The organism is uncultured Altibacter sp., assembly GCF_963972995.1.
Lineage (GTDB): Bacteria > Bacteroidota > Bacteroidia > Flavobacteriales > Flavobacteriaceae > Altibacter.
Genome location: NZ_CAXAXI010000011.1, coordinates 73,866 through 97,197 on the forward strand (window position 1 = coordinate 73,866; position 23,332 = coordinate 97,197).

The window sequence follows — 23,332 nt, forward strand, 5'->3', positions numbered from 1 at the left end:
GCTTTCGGCTTTTCAACATCAAAACCGAAGGGTAAATCCAACATGTAAATTTCTTCCCAACGTTTGATAGCGGTAAAGTTCTTCGTATTCAGAATTTAAAATGTTCGTAAGTGAGGCAAACAGTGTTAAATGATTCCCGATGCTAGTGGATGCATTAATGTCCAACACATTGTACGCTTCTAAGATCACCTGTGTGTTTTCAAACGTCATGGGATCGAAATAAGAATCAGTGCGGTCTCCCGTCCAACGATAATGTGCACTTACGGTCGTTCTATCATTTAGTTGATAGCTTAGATTTCCATTTAACTTATGTTTTGGAATGCGTAGTACGAATTGTTCATCGGCCTGTGTAAATGTATAATTGGCCGAAAACTGCAACGACTTAAAGAACCCTTTCGATATTTCTATTTCGAGTCCACTGGTTTCAAAGGTTTCATCGGTATTTCGATACTGATATTCGAATTGATCCGGATCGACCAAGATAAAGTCAATAAAGTTCTTCTCACTTCTTCGGAAGTAAACAGTGCTTATTCTTAACTCTTTCTCTGAAGTATACTCGAATCCCCCTTCTATGGTTGCATTCTCTTCCGGCAGCAATGCACTGTTTCCGTAGCGCGGATCGAATACCTGAAACAGAGAAGGCGTAATAAATGCCGTGCTGTAAGACCCCAATAATTTCATGGTACCTTTTCCGAAGCGAAATCCATAAGACGGATTGATTTGATAGACCAAGTGAGGATCGTAGGTACTGTGAGTATTTAGGCGCATTCCGGCATTTACGTTCAGTCCAAAAGGAGCACTGTAAACGATGTTTAGGTAAGGATCGAAACCGTTAAACTTCGCAGTATCCTCATTGACATCCTCAACAAAGGTGGTTGTTCCAAAAGGGATGATAAATGCACTGAAAGCGCTGTATTGGTAGCCGAATCCTAATAGTACAGATAGACTTTTGGTCACCTTTTGATTCACATAATTGTCCAAAGTATACGCTTTCGATTCGTAGCGGGCTGGAAAGCCGGATGTAATCGCTCTGTCGATCCAAGTGTAGGTGTCGTTAAAAACGTAGATTCCCTTATTGTATTTCCATTCAAAATGTCCACCAGTACGCAATTGTTCTGTGACCGATTGGTGGTTGGCGTCTTGATAACTGAAATCATCAAAACCTGCCTTGAACTTATCAAAACTGAAAAATTGACTCATTTTTATATTTTCTGAAAATTGATAGCCCACGTTGAATCGTCCGTCGAAACGGTTGAAAATGTCAGATTCAAAGGGAGCCTCCCCATCGGGTGCCGCCACAGCCGAAAGTCCGTTGGTATACCTGTTGCCAAAATCGGCCCTGTAGAAAAATTTATGGAGCGTACCGTGTATGGCCACATGATTGGTAAAAGCTTCGATCGTGCTTTCACTGTCATCGTCATCTGCAGCAGCGTTAGTGCCAAAACTTGAAGTGAATGAAGCCGCAATGGGTGTCTGAGACACTTTTTTCGTTGTAATGCTAATCACGGCGGTCGCAGCTCCGGACCCGTACAGGACGCTGGAAGCACCTTTTATAATTTCGATACGCTCAATGGCAGCCGCAGGCAGTAAGCGCAGGTCGTAGTCATTTGCAATTTGCGACGGATCCGATAAAGCGACGCCATCCACAAGGATGAGCACCTGCCTGTTTCGCCCGCCACGTACAAAATAACCCAGATTCTGACCATCATTGCTGGTACTCCCGTTGATCTCAATACCCGAAACCTCATTGATCCATTGGGCTACCGTTTTCCCGGGATTGGAACGAAGCATTTCTTGGGTGATACTAGAGGTGACCTTTCCCGTATTCTTTCGAGCTGTAGGTCTTTTGGTCACTATGGTAACCGAATCCAGTTGCTCTCTTGTTTCACTTGTTTGTGCTGCTGTACTCGCAACAAGCAGGATCCCAATAAGGGTACTACATAATACTTTTGTCATCGTTTTTTTTTTGCTCCTTCCAGAGACCAATTAAAACGGAAAAAGGAAAAGATTTAAAATGGAAGACCGGTATTCCCAAATACTACAGGAAATAATAGCACATTTCAATCTAAACTTTTATCCCGAAAGTTTAACATTTACGAAAATTGGCAGGTCTCCTGGCTCTCTTGTGCTCAACCTTCCCATGCGCCGCAGCGCACAGTGGTTTTGAAGTCTTGAACGATCACACCAAGGGCGTGACAGATTACAGTTGCGGGTACAGCTTCGGTATTACACCGAATTCCCTATTAAGCGTATTTTCCGGTATTGGATGGTACGCACCAAAATTCACAGCGAAAATAAGACTTTATTTCGGTAGTCCCACAACACAAAAACTACTATTTTTGAACATGCGAATACCATTCTTTCTTATTTTCCTTATTCTAGTCTATGCTTCTTGTAAAGAGCCAAAGCGAACCTCTTCTTCAGAAGAACAGGTGATACGTTTTGAAGAATTAAAACATGCTAAAGGGTTCAGCATCTCACACTTCGAGGGTTATAAAACGGTTACTATCACAAATCCGTGGCCCGGGGCCGAAGAGGAATTCACGTACTTACTATCAGAGAAAGGCACAAAAGCTCCAACTTCAAGAGAATATGATGCGATTATTGAACTTCCCATAACGTCCATCGTGGTCACCTCTACCACTCACATTCCTTCCTTAGAGATGCTGGATGTATCTTCCGCCTTGGTTGGCTTCCCTAATTTAAATTATATATCGTCTGAGGCGACCCGTAAGCGAATTGATGCCGGAGCCATTAAAGAGCTGGGAAAAAATGAAGCGATCAACACCGAAGTACTTATAGATCTCAACCCCGATGTGGTAGTCACCTTTGCCGTAGATGGTGGCAATAAGACCGTAGATGCCATTGAAAAAACCGGAATTCCGGTACTTTATAATGCAGATTGGACCGAAACCACGCCCTTGGGTAAAGCCGAATGGATCAAGTTCTTTGGGGTGCTCTTCGGTAAAGAAAAGAGAGCCGACAGTATTTTTAACGAGATCGAATCTAATTATTTGGCAGCAAAGGAGCTTGCCGGGTCGGCCGTAGAAAAGCCCACTGTTTTAAGCGGTGCTATGTACCAAGATGTCTGGTACCTTCCGCAAGGTGATAGCTGGGCTGCACAATTGATCGAAGATGCCCATGGTGAGTACCTCTGGCATGATTCGGAAGGAACGGGAAGTATTTCGTTAAACTTAGAAGCCGTATTGGAAAAAGCACAACACGCCGACTATTGGATTGGTCCGGGACAATTTACGGGCCTACAACAGATGCTGGAAAAGCATTCGGTATATGCAGAGTTTGAAGCCTTTCAGCAAAAGAAGGTCTATAGTTTTACTACCAATAAAGGTGCGACGGGGGGCGTTCTTTATTATGAGTTGGCTCCTAATCGACCGGACCTTGTGTTACAGGACATGATAAAGATCCTGCACCCCAACCTACTACCTGAGTACGAATTCTATTTTTTCAATAAACTTGAATAGTGGAAAGTTCTAGATCATATAAAGTATCGTTTCTAATCCTTTTACTGCTGCTGTTTATTGCGCTTTTAACAAATATTAGTTTTGGTTCGGTTGCTATACCAATGAATGAGATCCTTTCAACCCTTTTTGGAGGAGAGACCAGTAAAAGCTCATGGCACTTCATTATTTTGGACTACCGGTTGCCGAAAGCAGTCGTCGCCATAGTAGCCGGGGGAGGATTGGCCGTTTCGGGATTGTTGATGCAAACCCTTTTTAGGAATCCGTTGGCAGGGCCTTTCGTTTTGGGAATTAGCAGCGGTGCCAGTTTGGGTGTTGCACTTCTTATCTTGGGGGCCGGCGCTTTTGGAGGATATCTAAGCGGACTGCTTTTAAGCCAGTGGAGCTTGGTACTTGCCGCAGCTATGGGTAGTTTTTTAGTACTTTTAACCGTACTGGTCGTCACATTCAGAATAAAGGATACCATGGCTATCTTAATAATTGGATTGATGTTTGGAAGTATTACGGCAGCAGTTGTCGCTGTGCTTTCCTATTTCAGCAATGCAGAACAACTCCAGCAGTACATTTTCTGGAGTTTTGGAAGTCTGGGTAACCAGTCATGGCAAGGTGTTGCCATGCTTAGCCTTTTTTGTGGCGGAGGTTTCTTGCTAAGTTATCTACGGAGTAAATCGTTAAATGCATTGCTGTTAGGTGAACATTATGCAAAGAGTATGGGATTACACCTCAAACGAACGACCTTTTGGATCATCATCATTACGAGCATCTTAGCAGGGAGCATCACAGCATTTGTGGGGCCCATTGCATTTGTTGGTCTGGCGGTCCCCCACCTCACCAGACAATGGTTTACTACCTCCAATCATTTTACCCTCATACCTGCAGTCATGCTTTGCGGAAGCATCTTAATGCTTATATGCGATACCATTGCACAAGTTCCTTTTAGTGAATACACCCTTCCCATCAATGCCATCACTTCCTTGGTGGGCGCTCCCGTCGTGATCTGGTTGTTGGTGCGAAAAAGAAAACTGCTTTTTTAATGGCTTCGGAAGAACGACATACCATTCTTGATGTGAATGCATTGGCCATTGGCTATTCACATAAAAGCGATACAAATAAGATCGCTGAAGGCATATCGTTTTCGCTGAAGCAAGGTTCCTTAGTAGGATTGGTAGGAGCCAATGGTATTGGAAAATCGACCTTGCTACGAACGTTGTCGGGTATGCAATCCCCGCTGGATGGTTCGGTTTTGCTTCAGGGAAAATCTTTTAAGAGCTATTCGGCTTTAGGCTTGGCCGCTCAGTTAAGTGTTGTTCTAACGGAAGCTCCTGCCTCCAAGAATTTAACTGTTCAAGAATTGATCTCTCTCGGCAGACAACCGTATACGAATTGGATGGGGCGACTTTCAGAAATTGATATTCAAGTAATCAACGAGGCTATGGAAGCCACCGATACCTTTCCCCTAGCCCAACGTAAATGCTTTGAATTAAGTGATGGTCAACTACAACGTGTCTATATTGCAAGAGCATTGGCACAGGACACGCCTCTTATTCTTCTCGATGAACCAACCACCCATTTGGACCTCTATCACAGAGCATACGTACTTCAGTTACTGAAACGACTCACTACGGAAAAGAATAAGTGTATCCTCTTCTCTACACATGAAATTGATCTTGCCATACAATTGAGTGATTTGATGGTCGTGATGTCCAAAGAAGGCACCTATGTAGACCAGCCTTGTAATTTGATCTCTGCCGGAAGATTTGATACTCTTTTTCCTAAAGATGTGATACGATTCGATCCCGATACAGGTCGCTTTGGAAGCATATAATTGGAAGCAATTAGCTGTTTTGGTGTTGTGAATTCACTCTTGAAATAAGTATCTTTACGCGAAACCTGAACCTATGAACGAAACGCTTCTTCTCTTTGTCATTGCCTTTGTCTGTCTGCTGATTGGTGCTTTACTGGGTAACCTTTTTGCCCGCATGCGAAGCAAAAACGAAACAACGGCACTCGAAGCTCGTTTGGACCAATTGAAACAACAGGAAACGAATCAGAATGCACGTCTTGAGACGGCTTTGCTGGAAAAGGAAAACATTCGAAAGGAAAAAGATTTTTTAAATGTTGAACTGGCAAAGCGAAATGCTGCCTTCGAGAATCTCGAACTAAAGAATCAGGAACAGAAGGCAGAAGTAGAAAAGCTTCAGGAAAGATTTACTAAAGAATTTGAAAATTTGGCCAACAAGATCCTGGAAAGTAAATCGGAGAAGTTCACTAAGCAGAACAAGGAGAATCTTGATGGCATCCTCAAACCTCTTCAAGAAAAAATAGACAAGTTCGAAAAACGAGTGGAAGACAGCCATAAAGAGAGCATCGACCGACATGCCATGCTTCGGCAACAGATTATTGGATTAAAGGAGTTGAATGAACAAATGAGCAAAGAAGCTACCAATCTTACCAAGGCTTTAAAAGGGGATAGCAAGATACAAGGAAATTGGGGTGAATTGGTTTTGGAACGTGTACTTGAAAAAAGTGGTTTGGAAAAAGATCGTGAGTATTTCATGCAGAACAGTTTTACAAATGAAGAAGGGCGACGCGTGTTACCTGATGTGGTATTACATCTACCCGACAATAAAAAGATGATCATTGATTCGAAGGTTTCGTTAGTCGCTTACGAACGTTTTGTGAATGAAGAGGATGAACTGGACAGAGCGCGTTATCTAAAGGAGCATATTGCCTCCTTGAAAAAACATATCGATCAACTGAGCGCAAAAAACTATCAGGATATTTATAAGATCGAGAGCCCCGATTTTGTATTGCTTTTCATCCCCATCGAACCAGCATTTGCCGTGGCATTGAATCAAGATAACAGTCTGTACAATTGGGCGTTTGAAAAGAATATCGTGATTGTAACCCCGTCCACGCTTTTAGCAACTTTACGCACTGTGGACAGTATGTGGACCAATGAAAAGCAGCAACAGAACGCAATTGAAATTGCTACACAGGCCGGCCGTTTGTATGACCAATTTGTGAATCTAACAGAAGATCTTATTAAAGTAGGTAACCAATTGAACACGGTGAAAGGCAGTTATGATTCTACTATGAAGAAATTAACTGGTAAAGGGAACCTTATTACCCGAGTTGAAAAATTAAAAAAGCTAGGTTCCAAAGCCAGCAAGTCCATGAACGATAAACTTCTAAAAAAAGCTGAAGACGAGCAAGACGGTTAATATCCATACTTTTTCGTTTAAAAAAAGTATAGAATTTGAGAATGCACATCTAAATTATACCCGAAACATTTTCTTTCACGCGTTCATTCAAAATTTATTTAGTCACGACAGCCAAAAGATTTTCTTAACTTTACTAACCTTAATCCACTGCCAATGAAAAAGATCCTTTTCATCATTTTAGGAAGTCTGTTAGCGCTTTATCTAATCTACTTTGCTTTCGTCTATTTTGTACCCTACAGTGAAGGTACGCGAGCCGGCGAACTTATTAAATTTAGTCATAAGGGTGTCGTTGTAAAGACTTGGGAAGGAGAAATAAGCCAGGGTATAAGTGGTGCACAGATCTTTGAATTTTCGGTATTGGATAAGAAAAAGGAAGTTATTGAGAAGTTGAAAGAATATCAGGGACGTTATGTAAAACTTACGTACGTAGAAAGGTTTGACACCTTTTTCTTTTGGGGGGATACCAACTATTTTATTACTGCGGTGGAACCGGAACAATCCCCGCACTTCAATAGAAATTAAAAAGGACCCAATGTTTGTGAGTCCTTTAATTTGTAAGTTCAGCTATATTATTCCTTTATAAGTTTTGTCGTGGCCTGAAGGTTCCCGGCATTCACTTTCATAAAATAAACTCCTGTATTGAGATAAGACACATTTAAGTAAGTATAGGTGCCTTCACCTATCCCCTGACCCACTTTTTTTCCGGTGATGTCGTAAATTTCATAAGAATCAAATTTAAAGAGTGAAGCGATCATCAACTCACTGGAAACAGGATTTGGATACAATTTAATATTTTTTGCAAACTTTTCTTCAACCGAGAGTGATGGCTCCACGGTAATAGTTCCTGTCATGTTTGCGTGTACATCACACACATAAGGATTGGATCCAACCACGTTAAAGGTTTTCGTAAATTCGGTTCCCATGCCTGTAAGGATGCCGCTGTCAAAAGATTCGGCACTGCCGGATTGAGAAGTAACACTATGGGGCACTCCATTGGCCCAGATCCATTTTACTGTATCTCCTGTCTCAATGGTAAAGGTCGCGGCTCCGCCTACACTTTGGTCCCAATCGACTTCAAAGGTCGTTTGCGCAAAAACTTGTGTGGCCGATAATAAACAAAGCAGGATGGTAATTTTTTTCATAGAAATTATTTTCACGTGTGATACAAGATACAATTTTAATTTTGCATCTATTTGTAAAACAACAACTTTTAAAAATACCCTACTTTCAGAAAAAAAAACTTATCCTTTTTTGAAAAGCACCTTTTCCTGACTAAAATCATATGCGGCATCCAGCCAAGGAAGCATTTCGTTCCATTCTGAAACTTTGTAATTACGTTTTGCGTAGACTTTTTTTGTTTTATAGACCAATGCATTATCTACTATTTGGGCAGTGCTTGTAAAAGTTCCCGTACCATTGGAAACGGTTTTTTGAAGCTTATCCAGACCAACTACCTCATAACCTTGCGGAATCGCGATGGTTACTTCATATTCATAGGTCTTTGCATAGTCAAGATACACACCATGCGCGCGCTCACGTTCATCTTCCTTGATCTGAACCTGTCCCCCTATAAGTTTTCCAACTTCAACAATGTAATTGGAACCTGCCATTTTTACGAATGCGTCAGCTATGGTAAACGAATCGCTGATGGCTAGTGCATCGTTATTGTAGCGAGCTGTATTCTTTACTACATAATGATAATCATCTATTTTAACATCAAAGTTAGCACCTACCTGTGCTTCCAGTTCTTCGTTATGCTTGTTCTTAAAGGTAGTCATCAAGGCTTCCATCTTTTGCTGTGCTTCCTCATCACTTCTACCCTGACGTTTTTTACAATCGAAGAAATGCTTACTTCCGTAGTGATCAAATTCTTCATTTAAGAAATCTCCAAAGAATAACCTGCGATTGAGTTCTTCTGTCTTAAAATGGCCTGTGAATGCAAAATCACGCTTAAATTTCAAATTCTTAAAGTCATCACTAATGCTAACTTGTATGATTTCTGAAGCGACATTTACTTCGGCATTTGATGTTGGTAAAGTATCGAATTGCGCAGACTCGATGGCACGATTTTTAATGACACCCAACGAATACACCTTGGTGCCTTCCAAATTTGGCGGAAAGAACTCGGCCTGTACGTGAGGGGACAAATTAAAAAAGTACAGGGGATCCAGAAAATTGAACCGTAGTCCGTATGAGACATTCGATCGTAACAGCAAATCATCTATGGGTCCATTGTAATCGGGTGTGGCGACGATGATGTCGTAATCGATCTCCAGTTGTTTTGCGAGGCCTGCCATATAATTGACAAACCGATTCTCATTCAATATCACATAATCTGTGTCACAGGGCACGGCGTAATAGCGAATCTCATTCTCACGAGCCAGATACAGTTCTATAAATCGGTTATAGCTCATGTGACGTATGTAATACAGTGCTTGAACCAATTGTTCCCGCTTGTCCATAATGCCCTTTTCTTCCAAATATCGCAACACATCTTTCACCGCACTTTTACTATCGGTATCAAAGCGATCCCCATAATATTCAATGATCTCTTCTTCTGTAACTCGTGCTTTCCTAACAGCGTCATCTTCGGAAAGAAATACACTGGCCGCAGCTTCATTCTTAGCTTTTAGTGCGAAAGTGACCTGAAACTTTATCGCCGGCAGTTCGGTTAACGGATAGAACCATCTTGGAAAATCACTCTTTTCAATATCTGAAGCTTCCAAGGTATAACGCCTCGTGGATTTCTTTTCGGTGGGCACCTCAACGATCTTGGGAGCGCCGTTGTACGACTCCATGTTCAAAAAGTAATCGTTCTCCACTTCTACCGATAGTGTGCGATATAATACCGGATATTTTGTACTTAAGATCTTCTCTACCGGTTCGTAGATGTGAGTCCCGGAGAAACTTCGTAGGTAATCGTCTTCATAGATGAACAAGTCAACAATGTCACCCACTTCCAGATTAGGAATGGCAACTTTATTTTCTTCATCTTGTATAACAGTTTCCGAAGTGACATCCAGAATAATCTCTTCACCCTCGGGCTTAATAATCTTGATCCCAATGGTCGATTCTTCTTGATAGAAATTTACAAAGCCAAAACCCACCTGCCTATTCTTTTCAAAAGTAAATTCTGAAAAACTCTCAACGGCTGCCTTATCCTGTAGTTTTACCCGTTGGTGAAAAAACGAAGGATTGTACATTTTCTTCCCGTTGTTGGTATATTCAAAATTCTCGGCCCGATAGAGGATCACAGCACTTTCCTTTTGCCATTTTTCAGGGATCTCGGTAACATTCTTCTTTGCATCGGAAGTGTTCCAGAACATAGAACGTATCTCGATCTCCTTTTTGGATTGTGCATTCAAAATGGTGGTAATACACAATAAGCAAGCAAGGGCAATATATTTATTAAACATAAGTAATGGGATTGTTTATTCTTTGGTTAGGGTGATCTGCTGGTTCAGATTTTCTTTCAGGGTTTCAAAACCGGCATTCCAGGCGTCAAAATGTTGTTTCTTGACAAGTCGTTTCTTAAAATTGATGTCCTTGGTGTACCGCAGGATGTTTCCGTCGAGCGAATACTGCACATTGATGTCCACCCAATCATTAACCACCTCGATATCTTGAGGCATATCTACACGATATCCTTGCGGGATCTCTAATACGATCTCTGTGATCTGTTGTTCTTTGATCTGAAATTTAAAATCGCTTTTCCGCTCTTTAAATAGCATATCGGATGCCATTTTAATAGGATCGATATCTATATAGATCGTTTCGTCAAAACTGGAAACCGCATTTTCGATGCGAACATCATATTCGATCGTAAGGTCCGTGTCCCGATCTTCTTCATTAAAAGGTTTTATGTCCTTTACAATATAATTCGAATTTCCCGATGCCAAAAAGCGCGGTAATACTTCTTCTTTATCTGAACTTCCAAAACTGGTATACACATTTTGAAATGAAACTCTGGACTCACCTGCATATTCCTTGCGAGCGGTTCCTTGCATCACATCGCCGTCGATACGCAGTGAGTAGATGGTCTTATCAATGTTCTTCGTTCCTTTTTCGGCAGGAACCGTTAAAATCTTATACCCATTGGTATCTTGAAGCAAGGCCTGTTTGTTCTGTATACGCGTTGCGTATTCGCCGTACTTGTTATACTTTTCTGTACCATCCAAGAAGATCGTTTCGTCATCCAAGATCACAGAACAAATCATGTGGTTATCTACCGTGAGGGAGGGAATGGAATAGTCGTACGCAAGCCTGTCGGTACCTATCCAAACCAAACGTGAATCGAATCCGGCTTCTTCCAGCATGGCTTTGGTAAGAATCGCCATGCCCTTACAATCACCGTACCTCTTGGTGTACACATTTTGCGGACTGTCAGGCTGAAAGCCTGCAATACCGTCTTCAAAAGCAACATATCGAATGTTATCTTGGACCCAGTAAAAAATATTCTTGACTTTTTCTTCTTCGGAAATGGCACCGGCGGTAAGTTCGGTTACCTTATCTGCAAACACCGAAGCATCTACTTCCACACTTTCTACCAAACTATTATACCATCCAAAGAGATCTTCCACACTATTAAAAAGTGTTTGTTGTTGTGAACCGTTGTGGAATGCCTTTGCGATGAAAAGCACATGAGGATAGATATACGAGGGGCCCGGAGTGTTGGCTTCGTTAGATTGTGGCTCCATGTCCTTTATCACGTAAGTCACTTTTTGTCCATCATTGCTGCGACTGCTGGTCTTTTCGATCTGGTATCCTTCAAAATTGAATTCCAGAATCTCCAGGTCCAACCATTCGGGGATCTCAATTACCAAAGTACCCTGTAAGATTCGATATTCGCCTGTGAAATATTCACTCGTGAAGTACTTCACGTCCTTATACTTCTTTTCGGTCTCAATAACAACTCTATAGCCCTGAAGCGGTAAATTAATGTTTGCAAAACGTACGCGATAATCTGAATGGAAAAATTCGTTGCTTTTAAGGTGCTCATCATTTATGGAAGGTGAAAGGTCTTTTCCTCGATGGTCCTTTACCGTAAAACGTTCTACTTCACTTTGAGAATCGTAAAATATTGGAAATTGAACACGAGAACTCGTATTGATATTGAGCAAGGTGGTAGCTTGCTTTTTGATCGCCTCTACCAACCCGTCCCGTTTGTTCCGGTCAAAAGAGATCGTTGTAATTTTATCTAGTACAACCAACTCTTCTTTTTGAAATTCCTTACGCAATTGTTGTGCAAGGGAAACATCTTCGGGTAGTGGATCTGATTTACGCTGTGAATAAGAGACAGCTGAAATAAGTCCGGCTAGTAGAAAACAATAAATTCGGGTCATGAAAAAAAAGTATGGTCGTAAATATAAAAATATTATTTACTTAAATACATCTTTCTTCGTGAATATAGATCGTAAAAAGCATCATCCTTCAAACTATCAATAAACAAGATACTTTCCCCTGTACTCTTCATTTCCGGTCCCAACTGTTTATTTACATTCGGGAATTTGTTAAAGCTAAATACGGGCTGTTTTATTGCATAGCCTTCCAACTGCGGATTAAAATCAAAGTCGGTTACCTTACTATGCCCCAGCATGACCTTGGTAGCATAATTTACATATGGTTCTCCATAGGCCTTCGCTATAAAAGGTACTGTTCTGGAAGCACGGGGGTTTGCTTCAATGATATAGACCATATCATCCTTGATCGCAAACTGTATATTGATAAGTCCCACTGTGTTTAAAGCCAATGCGATCTTTTTCGTATGGTCTTTGATCTGTTGCATCACAAACTCCCCAAGATTAAACGGAGGTAAGGTGGCATTTGAGTCTCCAGAGTGTATCCCGCAAGGTTCTATATGTTCCATGATACCAATGATGTACACATTCTCGCCGTCACAAATGGCATCGGCCTCTGCTTCAATGGCTCCATCTAGGTAATGATCTAGAAGTAATTTGTTGTTAGGAATCTTACGTAGAAGATCGACCACATGCTCTTCCAATTCTTTTTTATTGATCACGATCTTCATTCCCTGTCCACCCAATACATACGACGGTCTAATGAGCAATGGAAAGTCCAATTGATCTGCCAGCGCCAATGCTTCATCGGTTGTTTCGGCAGTACCGAACTCAGGATACGGAATATTGTTCTCTTTCAGCAAACGTGAAAAACTCCCTCGATCCTCTGCAAGGTCCAAGGACTGAAAACTGGTTCCTAGTACTTTTATTCCGTAGCGGTCTAGCTTCTCTGCTAATTTCAACGCTGTTTGACCTCCTAACTGTACGATCACACCTTCCGGTTTTTCGTGACGAATGATATCGTAAATATGCTCCCAGAATACTGGTTCGAAATACAGTTTATCGGCGACATCGAAATCGGTAGAGACCGTTTCGGGATTACAGTTGATCATGATCGTCTCATAGCCGATCTCACTGGCAGCAAGCACGCCGTGGACACAACAATAATCGAATTCTATTCCTTGCCCGATTCTGTTAGGTCCGGAGCCAAGAACAATGATCTTCTTCTTATCGGTAACCACACTGTCATTTTCAGAATAGCGGGTACCGTCTTTTGTTTCCATTTCATTTTCGAACGTGGAATAGTAATAGGGTGTTTCCGCTTTAAATTCAGCCGCACACGTATCCACCAACTTATAGACACGCTGAATGTTCATTTCATCACGCTTCTTATATACTTGGCTCTCCAAACATTTCAACATGTGTGCGATCTGTCGGTCTCCGTATCCCTTTTGTTTAGCTTCCAAGAGCAGTTCCCGCGGTAAGGTATCCAACGTATACCGAGAGATTTCCTGTTCTAGCATATATAATTCTTCGTACTGTCGTAGATACCACATATCGATCTTGGTGATCTCATGTATTCGACTTAAGGGGATGCCTAATTGTATGGCGTCGTAGATCACAAATACGCGATCCCAACTCGCATTTTTGAGCTTGTCCAAGATTTGTTCGTAGTTGGTATAACTTTTACCATCGGCTCCCAGTCCGTTTCGCTTTATTTCGAGCGATTGTGTGGCTTTATGTAGGGCTTCTTGAAATGAGCGACCAATACCCATCACTTCCCCTACGGCTTTCATTTGTAGTCCCAGCGTTCTGTCTGAGCCTTCAAACTTATCGAAGTTCCACCTAGGGATCTTTACGATAACGTAATCCAAGGTAGGCTCGAATAAAGCTGATGTCGATTTTGTTATTTGATTCTGAAGTTCATCCAAGTGGTATCCAATGGCCAATTTCGCGGCGATCTTTGCAATAGGATACCCGGTAGCCTTTGACGCAAGGGCCGAGGATCGGGAAACCCGCGGATTGATCTCAATTGCGATAATATCTTCCTCATCATCGGGGCTTACGGCAAACTGCACGTTACAGCCTCCTGCAAAGTCTCCAATACTTCGCATCATGTGGATGGCCATGTCCCGCATTCTTTGGAAAGTACGATCGCTTAGTGTCATGGCCGGCGCAACGGTGATAGAATCTCCGGTATGGATTCCCATGGGGTCCATATTTTCAATCGTACAAATGATCACTACATTGTCGTTTCGGTCCCGCAACAATTCCAGTTCGTATTCCTTCCACCCGATCATGGCCTTGTCGATCATGACCTCATGAATAGGAGAAATTTCCAGACCGTGTGAAAGTAGGTCATCGAAATCTTCTGTTCTGTATACAATGGATGCACCGGCACCTCCCAGGGTGTATGATGCTCGAATTACCAATGGAAACCCAAATTCTTGCGCAATCTCTTTTCCTTTCAAAAAGGATGTTGCAGTAGCTTGAGGCGCCATTTTAACACCAATCTTCTCCATGAGTGTTCTAAACTTCTCACGATCTTCGGTGATATTGATCGCATCGATGTCGACACCAATTATTTTTATCCCAAAGTCTTCCCAAATTCCTTTTTCATCGGCCTCGATACACAAATTGAGTGCTGTTTGGCCTCCCATAGTAGGTAAAACTGCATCGATTTGAGGATGCTCTTTAAGGATCTTCACCAACGATTTTGTTGTCAAGGGCAACAGATATACATGGTCTGCCATGGATGGATCTGTCATGATAGTCGCCGGATTCGAATTGATAAGAATAGTTTCAATGCCATCTTCATGAAGGGAGCGAAGCGCTTGTGAACCGGAATAATCAAATTCACACGCTTGACCAATGATGATGGGTCCTGAACCGATAATTAAGATGGATTTTAAATTGGGATTTTTTGGCATTTTTTGACTCCTTTAAGATGCTGTAAAATTACGATACGATAGGGTATAAAAAAAGGTGTTGCTTTTATAAACAACACCTTTTATTTAGTACTTATCAACATTATTTTTTGTGACGCGTTTCAGAAGATACGGAAAGTTTCTTTCTACCTTTTGCTCTACGAGCAGCCAGTACTTTTCTACCGTTTACAGACGCCATACGCTCTCTAAAACCGTGTTTGTTTCTTCTCTTCCTTTTTGATGGCTGAAATGTTCTTTTACTCATTTTCTAGTGCTTTATCTTCTGAAAAAATCTTTTCTTATATTTTATGTAAACCCTTAGGATAGTCCGGAATTTACCTGCCGAAGCATTTACATTACAATGTTTTGCGTAGGCGGGTGCAAATATACAATCATTTTTCACTTTCCCAAACGGAAAACATAAAATATTTTTGAATGTTTTTAGTACCTTTGACGCCCACAAAAAACGGATTTCATGTTCAACAAAAATATCAAATTAGTATTAGCCGCATTGATCATTGCTGCTGCCGTTTGGCAGTTTGTCGAAGGAAATATTGGAAATGGCATCATGCTCATCCTCCTTTCGTTAATTTTCATATTCTTGTACTATAAGAATGAGTTGATATTAATGGCTTTCTTGCGTCTTAGGAAACAAGACTTCCCGGGCGCCAAAAAATGGTTGGACCGTATTAAAGATCCTGAAGCGGCCTTGGTTAAGAAACAACAGGGATACTACAACTACCTCAATGGTCTAATGATCTCTCAGACAAATATGAATGAGGCCGAGAAATACTTCAAAAAAGCAGTCGCTCTTGGATTGAACATGGATGCAGATATGGCGATGACCAAACTAAACTTAGCCGGTATCGCTATGACCAAGAACCGAAAGCGCGAAGCCGAGCAGCTTCTTGCTGAAGCAAAGAAGCTCGACAAGCACAATATGTTGGACGAACAGATTAAAATGATGAAGGAGCAAATGAAACGCGTAGGGCAGCCCAGACAGCAATTTGGCGGTGGACGTTCCGGTCGTGGCGGCAGACGCTAAGTCACTCATTTACATCCGATTTGCCCTACACACTCTAGTTTTTTAACGAGTATTTTACTACCTTTAACGAATAGTTGCGCAATAGCGATTAACAGTTACTACTTTTGTTTCACTTAATCTCACAATGCGTATGGGTAGAACACTACTTCTTCTATTCTTATTGGGTTCTTTCGCTGTTCAATCTCAAAAAATTGAACCCGAGTCTCTTTTTTCCCAAATGATAGGAAAAAATATTAAGAAATATACCCAAAAATCCCAGCTGGCATACGAAGAGGAAAATTTTGAAAGAGCCGAATTCCTTTTTGATTCCTTAATAAATAACGTAGTTAATAACAGCTTTATGGATAATTTTAAAGTCAAGAAATTATCCGGTCGTACCATAGAATTCTACAATTTTAAAAAACCTATCTTTTTAATGACTTACGCCTCTTGGTGTACACCGGGTGTGGGTGAGATCCCTGCTCTCAATGAGATCGCAGAGGCGTACTACAAGGATATAGATTTTGTGGTACTCTACTGGGATAGCAAAGAAAATATTAAAAAAATTGCCAAGGAATACAGCAAGAGAATAAAAGTGGTATATGTTGACGAAACAGAAAACACCCATTGTCACATTGTACAAACCATGAAACACAGCCTTGGATTTCCAACTTCATTCTTTATAGATGATTCCAAAAGAATCGTGGATGTGCGACGTGGTGTACTTTTGCCTTATAGCGAAGCATACAGCATATCTTATGAATTGAACTACAACGCCTTTTTAAACGGAATATCCCTTCTGAAAAACCCTCCTGCCTCATTGGAAGGTGTTGTTACCAAGGATAAACCGAAACCCTAGCAAACAGAATTCCTGCCGAAAGGTTTTCGGTAGAATGGAATCCTGTAAACTAGTACGGTTTATTGTCCCGTATTGTAATATCCTTTTTCCGGAATTTCTATCAAGTATTCCTTTCCTGAAGCATTTTTTAAGAAGGTATCCCGCAACCACGGATTGTGAATTTTTAGGATCTTATAATTGATGTCATGCGTCTTTGCAAAATCGGCAAAGTCGTCTATAGGAGTCGTCACTTTTACTTTGTACGTGGGAATCGGTTTGTACAGGTCCTTATCTCTATAGTTGAATCCGTATTTCTTCGGATTAGACAATATTTCCTTGAATGCAAGGATGCGGAACACATACCGGCTTGTTTCATCATTCAGTAGAAGGTCGTAATAATCATTTTCTGTCTTTTGCCGAGTGATCTGTTTGTTTACTCCCCCGTTACCGGCATTATAAGCTGCGGCTGCTAAGGTCCAGCTGCCAAATCGCTCTTTTGACTTCTTTAGATACTCTGCTGCCACTTTGGTAGCCATCTCTAAGTTATAACGTTCGTCCACGTAATCATTGATCTCCAGACCATATTCTTTGCCGGTACTGCTTAAGAATTGCCAGAAACCTGCAGCTCCGGCAGGAGATCTTACATTATCTAAACCGCTTTCGGCAACTGCCAAATATTTAAAATCGTCAGGCAGACCATGCTCTTTTAATAAGGGCTCGATCACAGGAAAGTATTTATGTGCTCTTTTTATCATCAACAACATATTGGACTGCCAATAAGTATTTACCAACAACTCCCGGTCCAAACGCTCTCGTATATCCGGTTCATTTAATGGTACGGCCTCCCCGGCAAATTCCATATATTCGGGAATAGGCAACGCATACACATTATAATCGTTTATCATTTTCTTTTCCAAGGTCTCATCGGAAGGGGCTTCCTGCACTGCATTTACACACAGGCTACTTACCCCAAAAAGTACCGTGACCAAACCAATTTTTGATAATATGCTCATAACAACTAATTTTCTTTAAAGATAAACATAAACCCGCCTTCTTAAAAGGGATATGACGCTTTATTTTTGTACGATTTCTATAATCTTATCGGACAATTCCCTTCCTTTATTCAAGATCATAATATGCGTTCCGCCTTCTATGACCTCACAGTTGCGAATGTACTTTAACGGAAAGACCACGTCTTTATTACCATGCAGGTGGAATATGTTAGGTACGGCGGTGCTTCGCTTCCAGCAAACCATATTCTTGATCGCCCAATCCAAATATCCCTTATCCCGAACATGCAAGTATTCTTGATAGATTTTTAGCCGCTTTTCGGTTCTTGGTCCAATGGCAAATTTTGTAAGGTCCTCTGCACTTAGTACCAAGCTCGTAGGTATAATTTTATAGAAGAAGGTTTTACGTGCAAACCGCATGCGGCGCGGCAATTCGTGTTTTGTTTTCACGCTGGAGATAATAATAAGTTTCTTTAACTCAAGATAAGCACTCATCTCCTGTACAACAACCCCTCCAAACGATACGCCTACCAAAACACAATTGGGTTCGGTGATGATAGCGGCCATTCGTTTTGCATAGTCTTTAATCGATTCATTCTTTTCTGGCAACAACCATTGAATGATGTGTATCACAAATTGATCCTCGGGTAAGCTGATGTTTCTGAAAATTTCAGCACCCGCCGCCATACCGGGAACAAAATAGATATGCGTTTTTCCTTCGCTCATCACGCTTTAGTAGTAGAAAAAATGGTTTTGACCAAAGATATTTCGTAAATTTACGCAACAAAGATACTATTATCTTATTCCAAAAAAAGGGGCAACGTTCAATGAAAAAGGTCTTACATCCTGCAGCTACCAGAGGATCTGCAAATTACGGTTGGTTAAAAGCCAATTACTCCTTTAGTTTTGCGAATTATTTTGACCCAAACCGCCTTCAATTTGGTTTACTTCGTGTGTTGAACGATGATTATGTAGCTCCTTCTATGGGCTTTGGACAGCACCCCCATAACAATATGGAGATCGTCACCATTCCGCAAACTGGCGCTTTGAAGCATAAAGACAGTATGGGTAATGAAGGGGTAATCAAGGCCGGGGACATTCAAGTAATGAGTGCAGGAAGCGGTGTTGAGCACAGCGAACAAAATGCCAGCACGACCGAGGCTGTCACCTTATTTCAAATTTGGGTCTTTCCCGAGACCGAGAATGTAACCCCCAGATACGACCAGAAGAGCATTGCACCATTGCTAACACCCAATCGCTTCAGTGCGGTAGTGAAGCCAAGGTCGGAAGCTTCTGAAGATGAACTCTGGATCCATCAGCAGGCTTATTTTAATATTGGGGAATTTTCAGAAGAAACAGAGATCTCATATACGCTACACAACAAAAACCACGGTGTCTATATTTACGTAATTAATGGTACCGTTTTTGTTGAGAATGAAACACTTACCGATCGCGACGCTTTTGGGGTTTGGGAAACAGAAAAGATTTCCCTTACCATAGCAAAAAACAGCAAGGTACTTCTCATTGAAGTTCCCATGAATTAAATAAAATAAACTCCCATGATAGAAGATGTGCAGATTACAGACAATGAATTTCTAAGACAATTTGAGCTTGAGGTGGGCGATAATATGGCTCGTATCGAGTATGCGCTTCAAGACAGAAAGATCTTTCTTACAAAATACGATATGCCACAAGACATGGAAGATCAAGGCTTTAGGGAAATATTTATCAAAGCCGTTTTTGAAGAAGTAAAAGAAAGAGGCATTAGCTTAGTCCCAACCAGTCCCGAGATCGCTTCCTTTATGCGGAAGAACAGACGTGTTTACAAAGACTTGCTTCCTGTGGGTATTAGCATCTAATTTTTTCTGAAAAATTATGCCATTACGGTATCTTCCGTGAAATTGAACCGTACCAATCCGTCCTCATCGATCTCTGTAAGTTCAATGGTGTGTAGCGTATTCACCAATTCGGGGTTCCATGGCGCTTTCACTTTTACGTAATTTTCAGTAAATCCATGGATATACCCCAGCTTGTTCTCCCCTTCAAAAAGGACCGTTCTGGTCTTTCCAAGTTGAGATTCATAGAAAGCTCTTCTTTTCTTAGCCGATAATCCTCGTAACATCTTGCTTCGCTTATTCCGTATTTTCTTCGGAACAACCCCATCCATATTGGCTGCCGGAGTGTGATCCCTTTCAGAATAGGTAAATACATGCAGGTACGAAATATCCAGACTATGCAAAAATTCGTAGGTTTCCAAAAAATGGTCGTCGGTTTCTCCCGGAAACCCCACAATCACATCCACTCCAATACACGCATGTGGCATGACCTCGCGAACTTTAGCGATCCGATCACGATAGAGATCCCGAAGGTACCTTCGGCGCATCAGCTTTAAAATAGTATTGCTCCCGCTTTGTAACGGTATGTGGAAATGCGGCACAAAAGTATTGGATGCTGCCACAAACGCTATAGTCTCATTTTTTAATAGGTTAGGCTCTATGGATGAGATACGAAGACGTTCGATACCGGGAACTTTATCCAATTCTTTTACAAGATCTAAAAATGTGTGTGCATGTTTCTTATTGCCAAATTCTCCTTTACCGTAGTCTCCAATATTCACTCCTGTAAGTACAATCTCACGTATGCCCTGTGCTGAGATCTCTTGGGCGTTCTTTAGAACATTTTCCATTGTATCGCTTCGAGATATTCCTCGTGCCAAGGGAATAGTACAGTACGTACACTTGTAATCGCAACCATCTTGCACCTTTAAGAAAGCTCGGGTGCGATCTCCAATGGAATACGATCCCACATAGAAATCGGCTGCCTCAATTTCACAAGAATGCACTTCTCCTAGGTCGTTCTTGGAAAGATCATTAAGATAGTCTGTGATCTTGAATTTTTCGGTGGCACCTAACACCAAGTCTACACCATTAACATCTGCCAATTCCTGCGATTTTAATTGTGCATAGCAACCAATAGCTGCCACAAAAGCTTCGGGATTGGATTGTTGGGCTTGTTTTACAATGTTCTTAAAGCGTCTGTCGGCATTTTCGGTAACACTACACGTATTAATTACGTAGATATCTGCTTTTTCGTTAAAATCGACACGGTCAAACCCCTCCTGCTTAAAATTTCTAGCAATGGTGGAGGTTTCGCTGTAATTCAATTTACAGCCCAAAGTGTAAAATGCAACTTTTTTTGTAGCGTTCATTACTCTGCTTTATCAATTGGGCGCAAAGATACAAAGATATGTTGAAGTGGGAAGTGGGGTGTTGGAAGTTGGCTTATCTTGAGATTGTAGGCGATTTTAAAAATGGTTATCTTTAATTCAGCAACTCCCCAGCCAAATGTCTTATCTATGGAGTTTAAATTTGAAAAACTAATTATTTGGCAAAAAGCCATGGATCTAGGAGAAGAGCTTAACCGCCTTTCTTTAATGTTTCCTGAAAAAGAGAAATTTAATCTCGCATCACAAATTGCACGTTCAGGAGATTCTATAGCACTTAATATTGCGGAAGGTTGTATTTGCCAATCTGAAAAAGAGTTTAAAAAATTTATGGGCTATAGTATTCGTTCACTAGCTGAAGTTGTAACTTGCCTTCACAAAGCGAACCTCCGAAATTATATTTCAAAAAGTGAATTTCAATCTAGGTATTCAGAATCTTTTCATTTAATGAATATGATGATAGCCTTTAAAAATAAAATTAAATAGTAATGCTTCCTGCTCCCAACTTCTTACTTCGTGCCATTTTCCTTCTTTTTTACCTTTTCCTTTTTATTGGCTGCAAGGATAGGTCTTCAGTTGATAGCGACAAGGTATTTCGTTACAACGAACATAGTAACATCCCAACCTTAGACCCTGCTTTTGCAAGAAACCCACAGATCATATGGCCTACGAATCAACTTTACAATGGGCTGGTACAATTGGATGACTCACTCAATATTACACCAGATATCGCAAAACGTTGGGAAGTGAACGATTCTACAGCTACCTATACGTTCTATCTGAGAGACGATGTTTATTTTCATAGGAATAAGGTCTTTGGAGCGAATGAGACGAGAAAAGTGGTTGCTTCAGATTTTACTTATAGTTTTGACCGTCTCACAGATGAGAAGGTTGCTTCCTCCGGTAGTTGGGTCATGCAACATGTAGCATCGTATCGAGCAGTCAATGATACCACTTTCGTCATTCAGTTAAAACAACCTTTTCCGGCCTTTCTTGGGTTATTATCCATGCGCTATTGCTCGGTCGTTCCCAAAGAAGCTGTGGATCACTACGGTACTGAATTCCGAAGAAATCCTGTAGGGACCGGTCCTTTTCAATTAAAATTGTGGGAAGAAAATGTAAAACTGGTCCTTCGGAAGAATCCACTCTACTTTGAGACCGATGCCGCGGGAAACAAATTACCGTACCTTGAGGCGGTGGCAATTACGTTCTTACCCGATAAGCAAAGTGAGTTCTTACAATTTGTACAGGGAAAACTGGATTTTCTTAACAGTTTAGATAATTCCTATAAAGATGAGATCCTTACTACCACCGGACAGCTTCAGCCGGCGTATCAAGACGAATTCTACCTTATTAAAGGTCCATTTCTCAACACAGAATATCTGGGTTTTTACTTGGATAGCGAAACTACGGAGATACAGTCCAAAGCTTTACGACAAGCGATCAATTACGGATTCGACCGTTCTAAAATGGTCATGTATCTACGAAATGGTGTAGGTATTCCTGCCACTCATGGCTTTATTCCGAAAGGTTTACCCGGATATGAATCTATTAAAGGCTACGATTATAATCCAGCCCTGGCGCGTGAGTTAATTGAGGAATACAAAGCAGAAACGGGAGACGAGCGTCCCGAAATTGTTATTGGAACCAATAGTCAATACCTGGACCTGTGTGAATACATTCAAAGAGAGCTTCAAAAATTGGGGATTTCGGTAACTATAGATGTGGTGCCACCCTCAACCTTACGACAAATGAAAAGCAGCGGTGAACTGGATATTTTTCGTGCGAGCTGGATCGCCGATTATCCGGATGCCGAGAACTATCTGTCATTATTCTATAGCCCTAATTTTACACCTAACGGCCCCAATTATACACATTTCAAGAATACGGTATTCGACAGCTTATATCAACGTTCCATGACCTTGTCTAACATTGAAGAGCGAAAAGAAGTCTACACCAAAATGGATTCTATCGTGATTAGTGAAGCACCCATAGTTCCCTTATTTTACGACATGGCAGTGCGATTTGTCAATAAAAAAGTAAGCGGTTTGGGGATAAATCCGCAGAATTTCCTGATTTTAAAACGAGTTAGGAAGAAAAAATAAAAAGACTATCTTTCTAATATACAGATGTGTACGCGCGCCTACTGCCGAAAAAAAATTTGTTTTGTAACATTTTAGAAACTTTATCCGTACCATATAAAAACACTATTATGGGATTTGGAGGTTCAGTTGCGGCCATGATCACCTCGCTAAAAAACAATAAGCGGGATCGAAAAACGGCATTTGATAAAGACGGACATAGGCTCAA

Annotated in this window: 20 protein-coding genes and 1 riboswitch; of the genes, 11 read left to right on the forward strand and 9 right to left on the reverse strand. The window is 41.2% G+C overall.

Annotated elements, in window-relative coordinates; genetic code table 11:
• Positions 1-18: 18 nt before the first annotated feature.
• Positions 19-1,956: a TonB-dependent receptor plug domain-containing protein gene (locus AACZ11_RS06635; protein ID WP_290625908.1), complete on the reverse strand. Its 1,938-nt coding sequence runs from the start codon at positions 1,954-1,956 to the stop codon at positions 19-21.
• Between the two features lie 130 nt (positions 1,957-2,086).
• Positions 2,087-2,296: riboswitch (cobalamin riboswitch) on the reverse strand.
• Between the two features lie 49 nt (positions 2,297-2,345).
• Here AACZ11_RS06635 and AACZ11_RS06640 point away from each other — a divergent pair.
• The 5 genes from AACZ11_RS06640 to AACZ11_RS06660 all read left to right on the forward strand — a co-directional run bounded on the left by AACZ11_RS06640 (position 2,346) and on the right by AACZ11_RS06660 (position 7,225).
• Positions 2,346-3,482 (forward strand): ABC transporter substrate-binding protein, encoded by a 1,137-nt coding sequence (locus AACZ11_RS06640; RefSeq protein WP_290625909.1) that lies wholly within the window; start codon positions 2,346-2,348, stop codon positions 3,480-3,482.
• Positions 3,482-4,513 (forward strand): iron ABC transporter permease, encoded by a 1,032-nt coding sequence (locus tag AACZ11_RS06645; protein WP_290625910.1) that lies wholly within the window; start codon positions 3,482-3,484, stop codon positions 4,511-4,513. The genes AACZ11_RS06640 and AACZ11_RS06645 overlap by 1 nt, the downstream gene beginning before the upstream one ends.
• Positions 4,513-5,304: an ABC transporter ATP-binding protein gene (locus AACZ11_RS06650; protein WP_290625911.1), complete on the forward strand. Its 792-nt coding sequence runs from the start codon at positions 4,513-4,515 to the stop codon at positions 5,302-5,304. Before AACZ11_RS06645 ends, AACZ11_RS06650 begins: the two co-directional genes overlap by 1 nt.
• 73 nt (positions 5,305-5,377) lie before the next feature.
• Positions 5,378-6,703 (forward strand): DNA recombination protein RmuC, encoded by a 1,326-nt coding sequence (gene rmuC / locus AACZ11_RS06655; RefSeq protein WP_290625912.1) that lies wholly within the window; start codon positions 5,378-5,380, stop codon positions 6,701-6,703.
• A gap of 153 nt (positions 6,704-6,856) precedes the next feature.
• A complete protein-coding gene (locus AACZ11_RS06660) occupies positions 6,857-7,225 on the forward strand; it encodes a 6-phosphogluconate dehydrogenase (protein ID WP_290625913.1) in 369 nt (122 codons plus the stop codon).
• Between the two features lie 47 nt (positions 7,226-7,272).
• On the opposite strand, the gene AACZ11_RS06665 is transcribed toward AACZ11_RS06660, so the two are convergent.
• The 5 genes from AACZ11_RS06665 to rpmH all read right to left on the reverse strand — a co-directional run bounded on the left by AACZ11_RS06665 (position 7,273) and on the right by rpmH (position 15,192).
• Positions 7,273-7,845, reverse strand: a complete 573-nt coding sequence (locus AACZ11_RS06665; RefSeq protein WP_290625914.1) for a T9SS type A sorting domain-containing protein — start codon at positions 7,843-7,845, stop codon at positions 7,273-7,275.
• 99 nt (positions 7,846-7,944) lie between these two features.
• The gene (locus AACZ11_RS06670; RefSeq protein WP_290625915.1) at positions 7,945-10,119 is read right to left on the reverse strand and encodes a DUF3857 domain-containing protein; all 2,175 of its coding nucleotides are present in this window, start codon (positions 10,117-10,119) and stop codon (positions 7,945-7,947) included.
• Positions 10,120-10,134: 15 nt separating this feature from the next.
• Positions 10,135-12,045 (reverse strand): transglutaminase domain-containing protein, encoded by a 1,911-nt coding sequence (locus tag AACZ11_RS06675; RefSeq protein WP_290625916.1) that lies wholly within the window; start codon positions 12,043-12,045, stop codon positions 10,135-10,137.
• 32 nt (positions 12,046-12,077) lie between these two features.
• Positions 12,078-14,930, reverse strand: a complete 2,853-nt coding sequence (gene carB / locus AACZ11_RS06680; RefSeq protein ID WP_290625917.1) for a carbamoyl-phosphate synthase large subunit — start codon at positions 14,928-14,930, stop codon at positions 12,078-12,080.
• A gap of 100 nt (positions 14,931-15,030) precedes the next feature.
• A complete protein-coding gene (gene rpmH / locus AACZ11_RS06685; RefSeq protein WP_084677430.1) occupies positions 15,031-15,192 on the reverse strand; it encodes a 50S ribosomal protein L34 in 162 nt (53 codons plus the stop codon).
• 210 nt (positions 15,193-15,402) lie between these two features.
• On the opposite strand from rpmH, the gene AACZ11_RS06690 reads away from it, so the two are divergent.
• Positions 15,403-15,972, forward strand: coding sequence for a DUF2892 domain-containing protein (locus AACZ11_RS06690; protein ID WP_290625918.1), 570 nt, complete (start codon positions 15,403-15,405; stop codon positions 15,970-15,972).
• A 340-nt stretch (positions 15,973-16,312) separates the two neighbouring features.
• The gene (locus AACZ11_RS06695) at positions 16,313-16,810 is read left to right on the forward strand and encodes a TlpA disulfide reductase family protein (RefSeq protein WP_339831901.1); all 498 of its coding nucleotides are present in this window, start codon (positions 16,313-16,315) and stop codon (positions 16,808-16,810) included.
• Between the two features lie 59 nt (positions 16,811-16,869).
• Here the strand turns inward: AACZ11_RS06695 and AACZ11_RS06700 are convergent, their stop codons facing one another.
• Complete coding sequence (locus AACZ11_RS06700) at positions 16,870-17,802, reverse strand: lytic transglycosylase domain-containing protein (protein ID WP_290625920.1); 933 nt, start codon at positions 17,800-17,802, stop codon at positions 16,870-16,872.
• 60 nt (positions 17,803-17,862) lie between these two features.
• Complete coding sequence (locus AACZ11_RS06705) at positions 17,863-18,525, reverse strand: alpha/beta hydrolase (protein WP_290625921.1); 663 nt, start codon at positions 18,523-18,525, stop codon at positions 17,863-17,865.
• A 101-nt stretch (positions 18,526-18,626) separates the two neighbouring features.
• On the opposite strand from AACZ11_RS06705, the gene AACZ11_RS06710 reads away from it, so the two are divergent.
• On the forward strand, positions 18,627-19,343 hold the full coding sequence (locus AACZ11_RS06710; protein ID WP_290625922.1) for a pirin family protein: 717 nt from the start codon (positions 18,627-18,629) through the stop codon (positions 19,341-19,343).
• Between the two features lie 15 nt (positions 19,344-19,358).
• Positions 19,359-19,658 (forward strand): N-acetyltransferase, encoded by a 300-nt coding sequence (locus AACZ11_RS06715; protein WP_034258626.1) that lies wholly within the window; start codon positions 19,359-19,361, stop codon positions 19,656-19,658.
• Between the two features lie 14 nt (positions 19,659-19,672).
• Here the strand turns inward: AACZ11_RS06715 and mtaB are convergent, their stop codons facing one another.
• On the reverse strand, positions 19,673-21,007 hold the full coding sequence (gene mtaB / locus AACZ11_RS06720; RefSeq protein ID WP_290625923.1) for a tRNA (N(6)-L-threonylcarbamoyladenosine(37)-C(2))-methylthiotransferase MtaB: 1,335 nt from the start codon (positions 21,005-21,007) through the stop codon (positions 19,673-19,675).
• Positions 21,008-21,154: 147 nt separating this feature from the next.
• Between mtaB and AACZ11_RS06725 the strand changes: the two genes are divergently transcribed.
• Complete coding sequence (locus tag AACZ11_RS06725; protein ID WP_290625924.1) at positions 21,155-21,508, forward strand: four helix bundle protein; 354 nt, start codon at positions 21,155-21,157, stop codon at positions 21,506-21,508.
• A 2-nt stretch (positions 21,509-21,510) separates the two neighbouring features.
• Positions 21,511-23,127, forward strand: coding sequence for an ABC transporter substrate-binding protein (locus AACZ11_RS06730; RefSeq protein WP_290625925.1), 1,617 nt, complete (start codon positions 21,511-21,513; stop codon positions 23,125-23,127).
• The last annotated feature ends 205 nt before the right edge of the window (positions 23,128-23,332 follow it).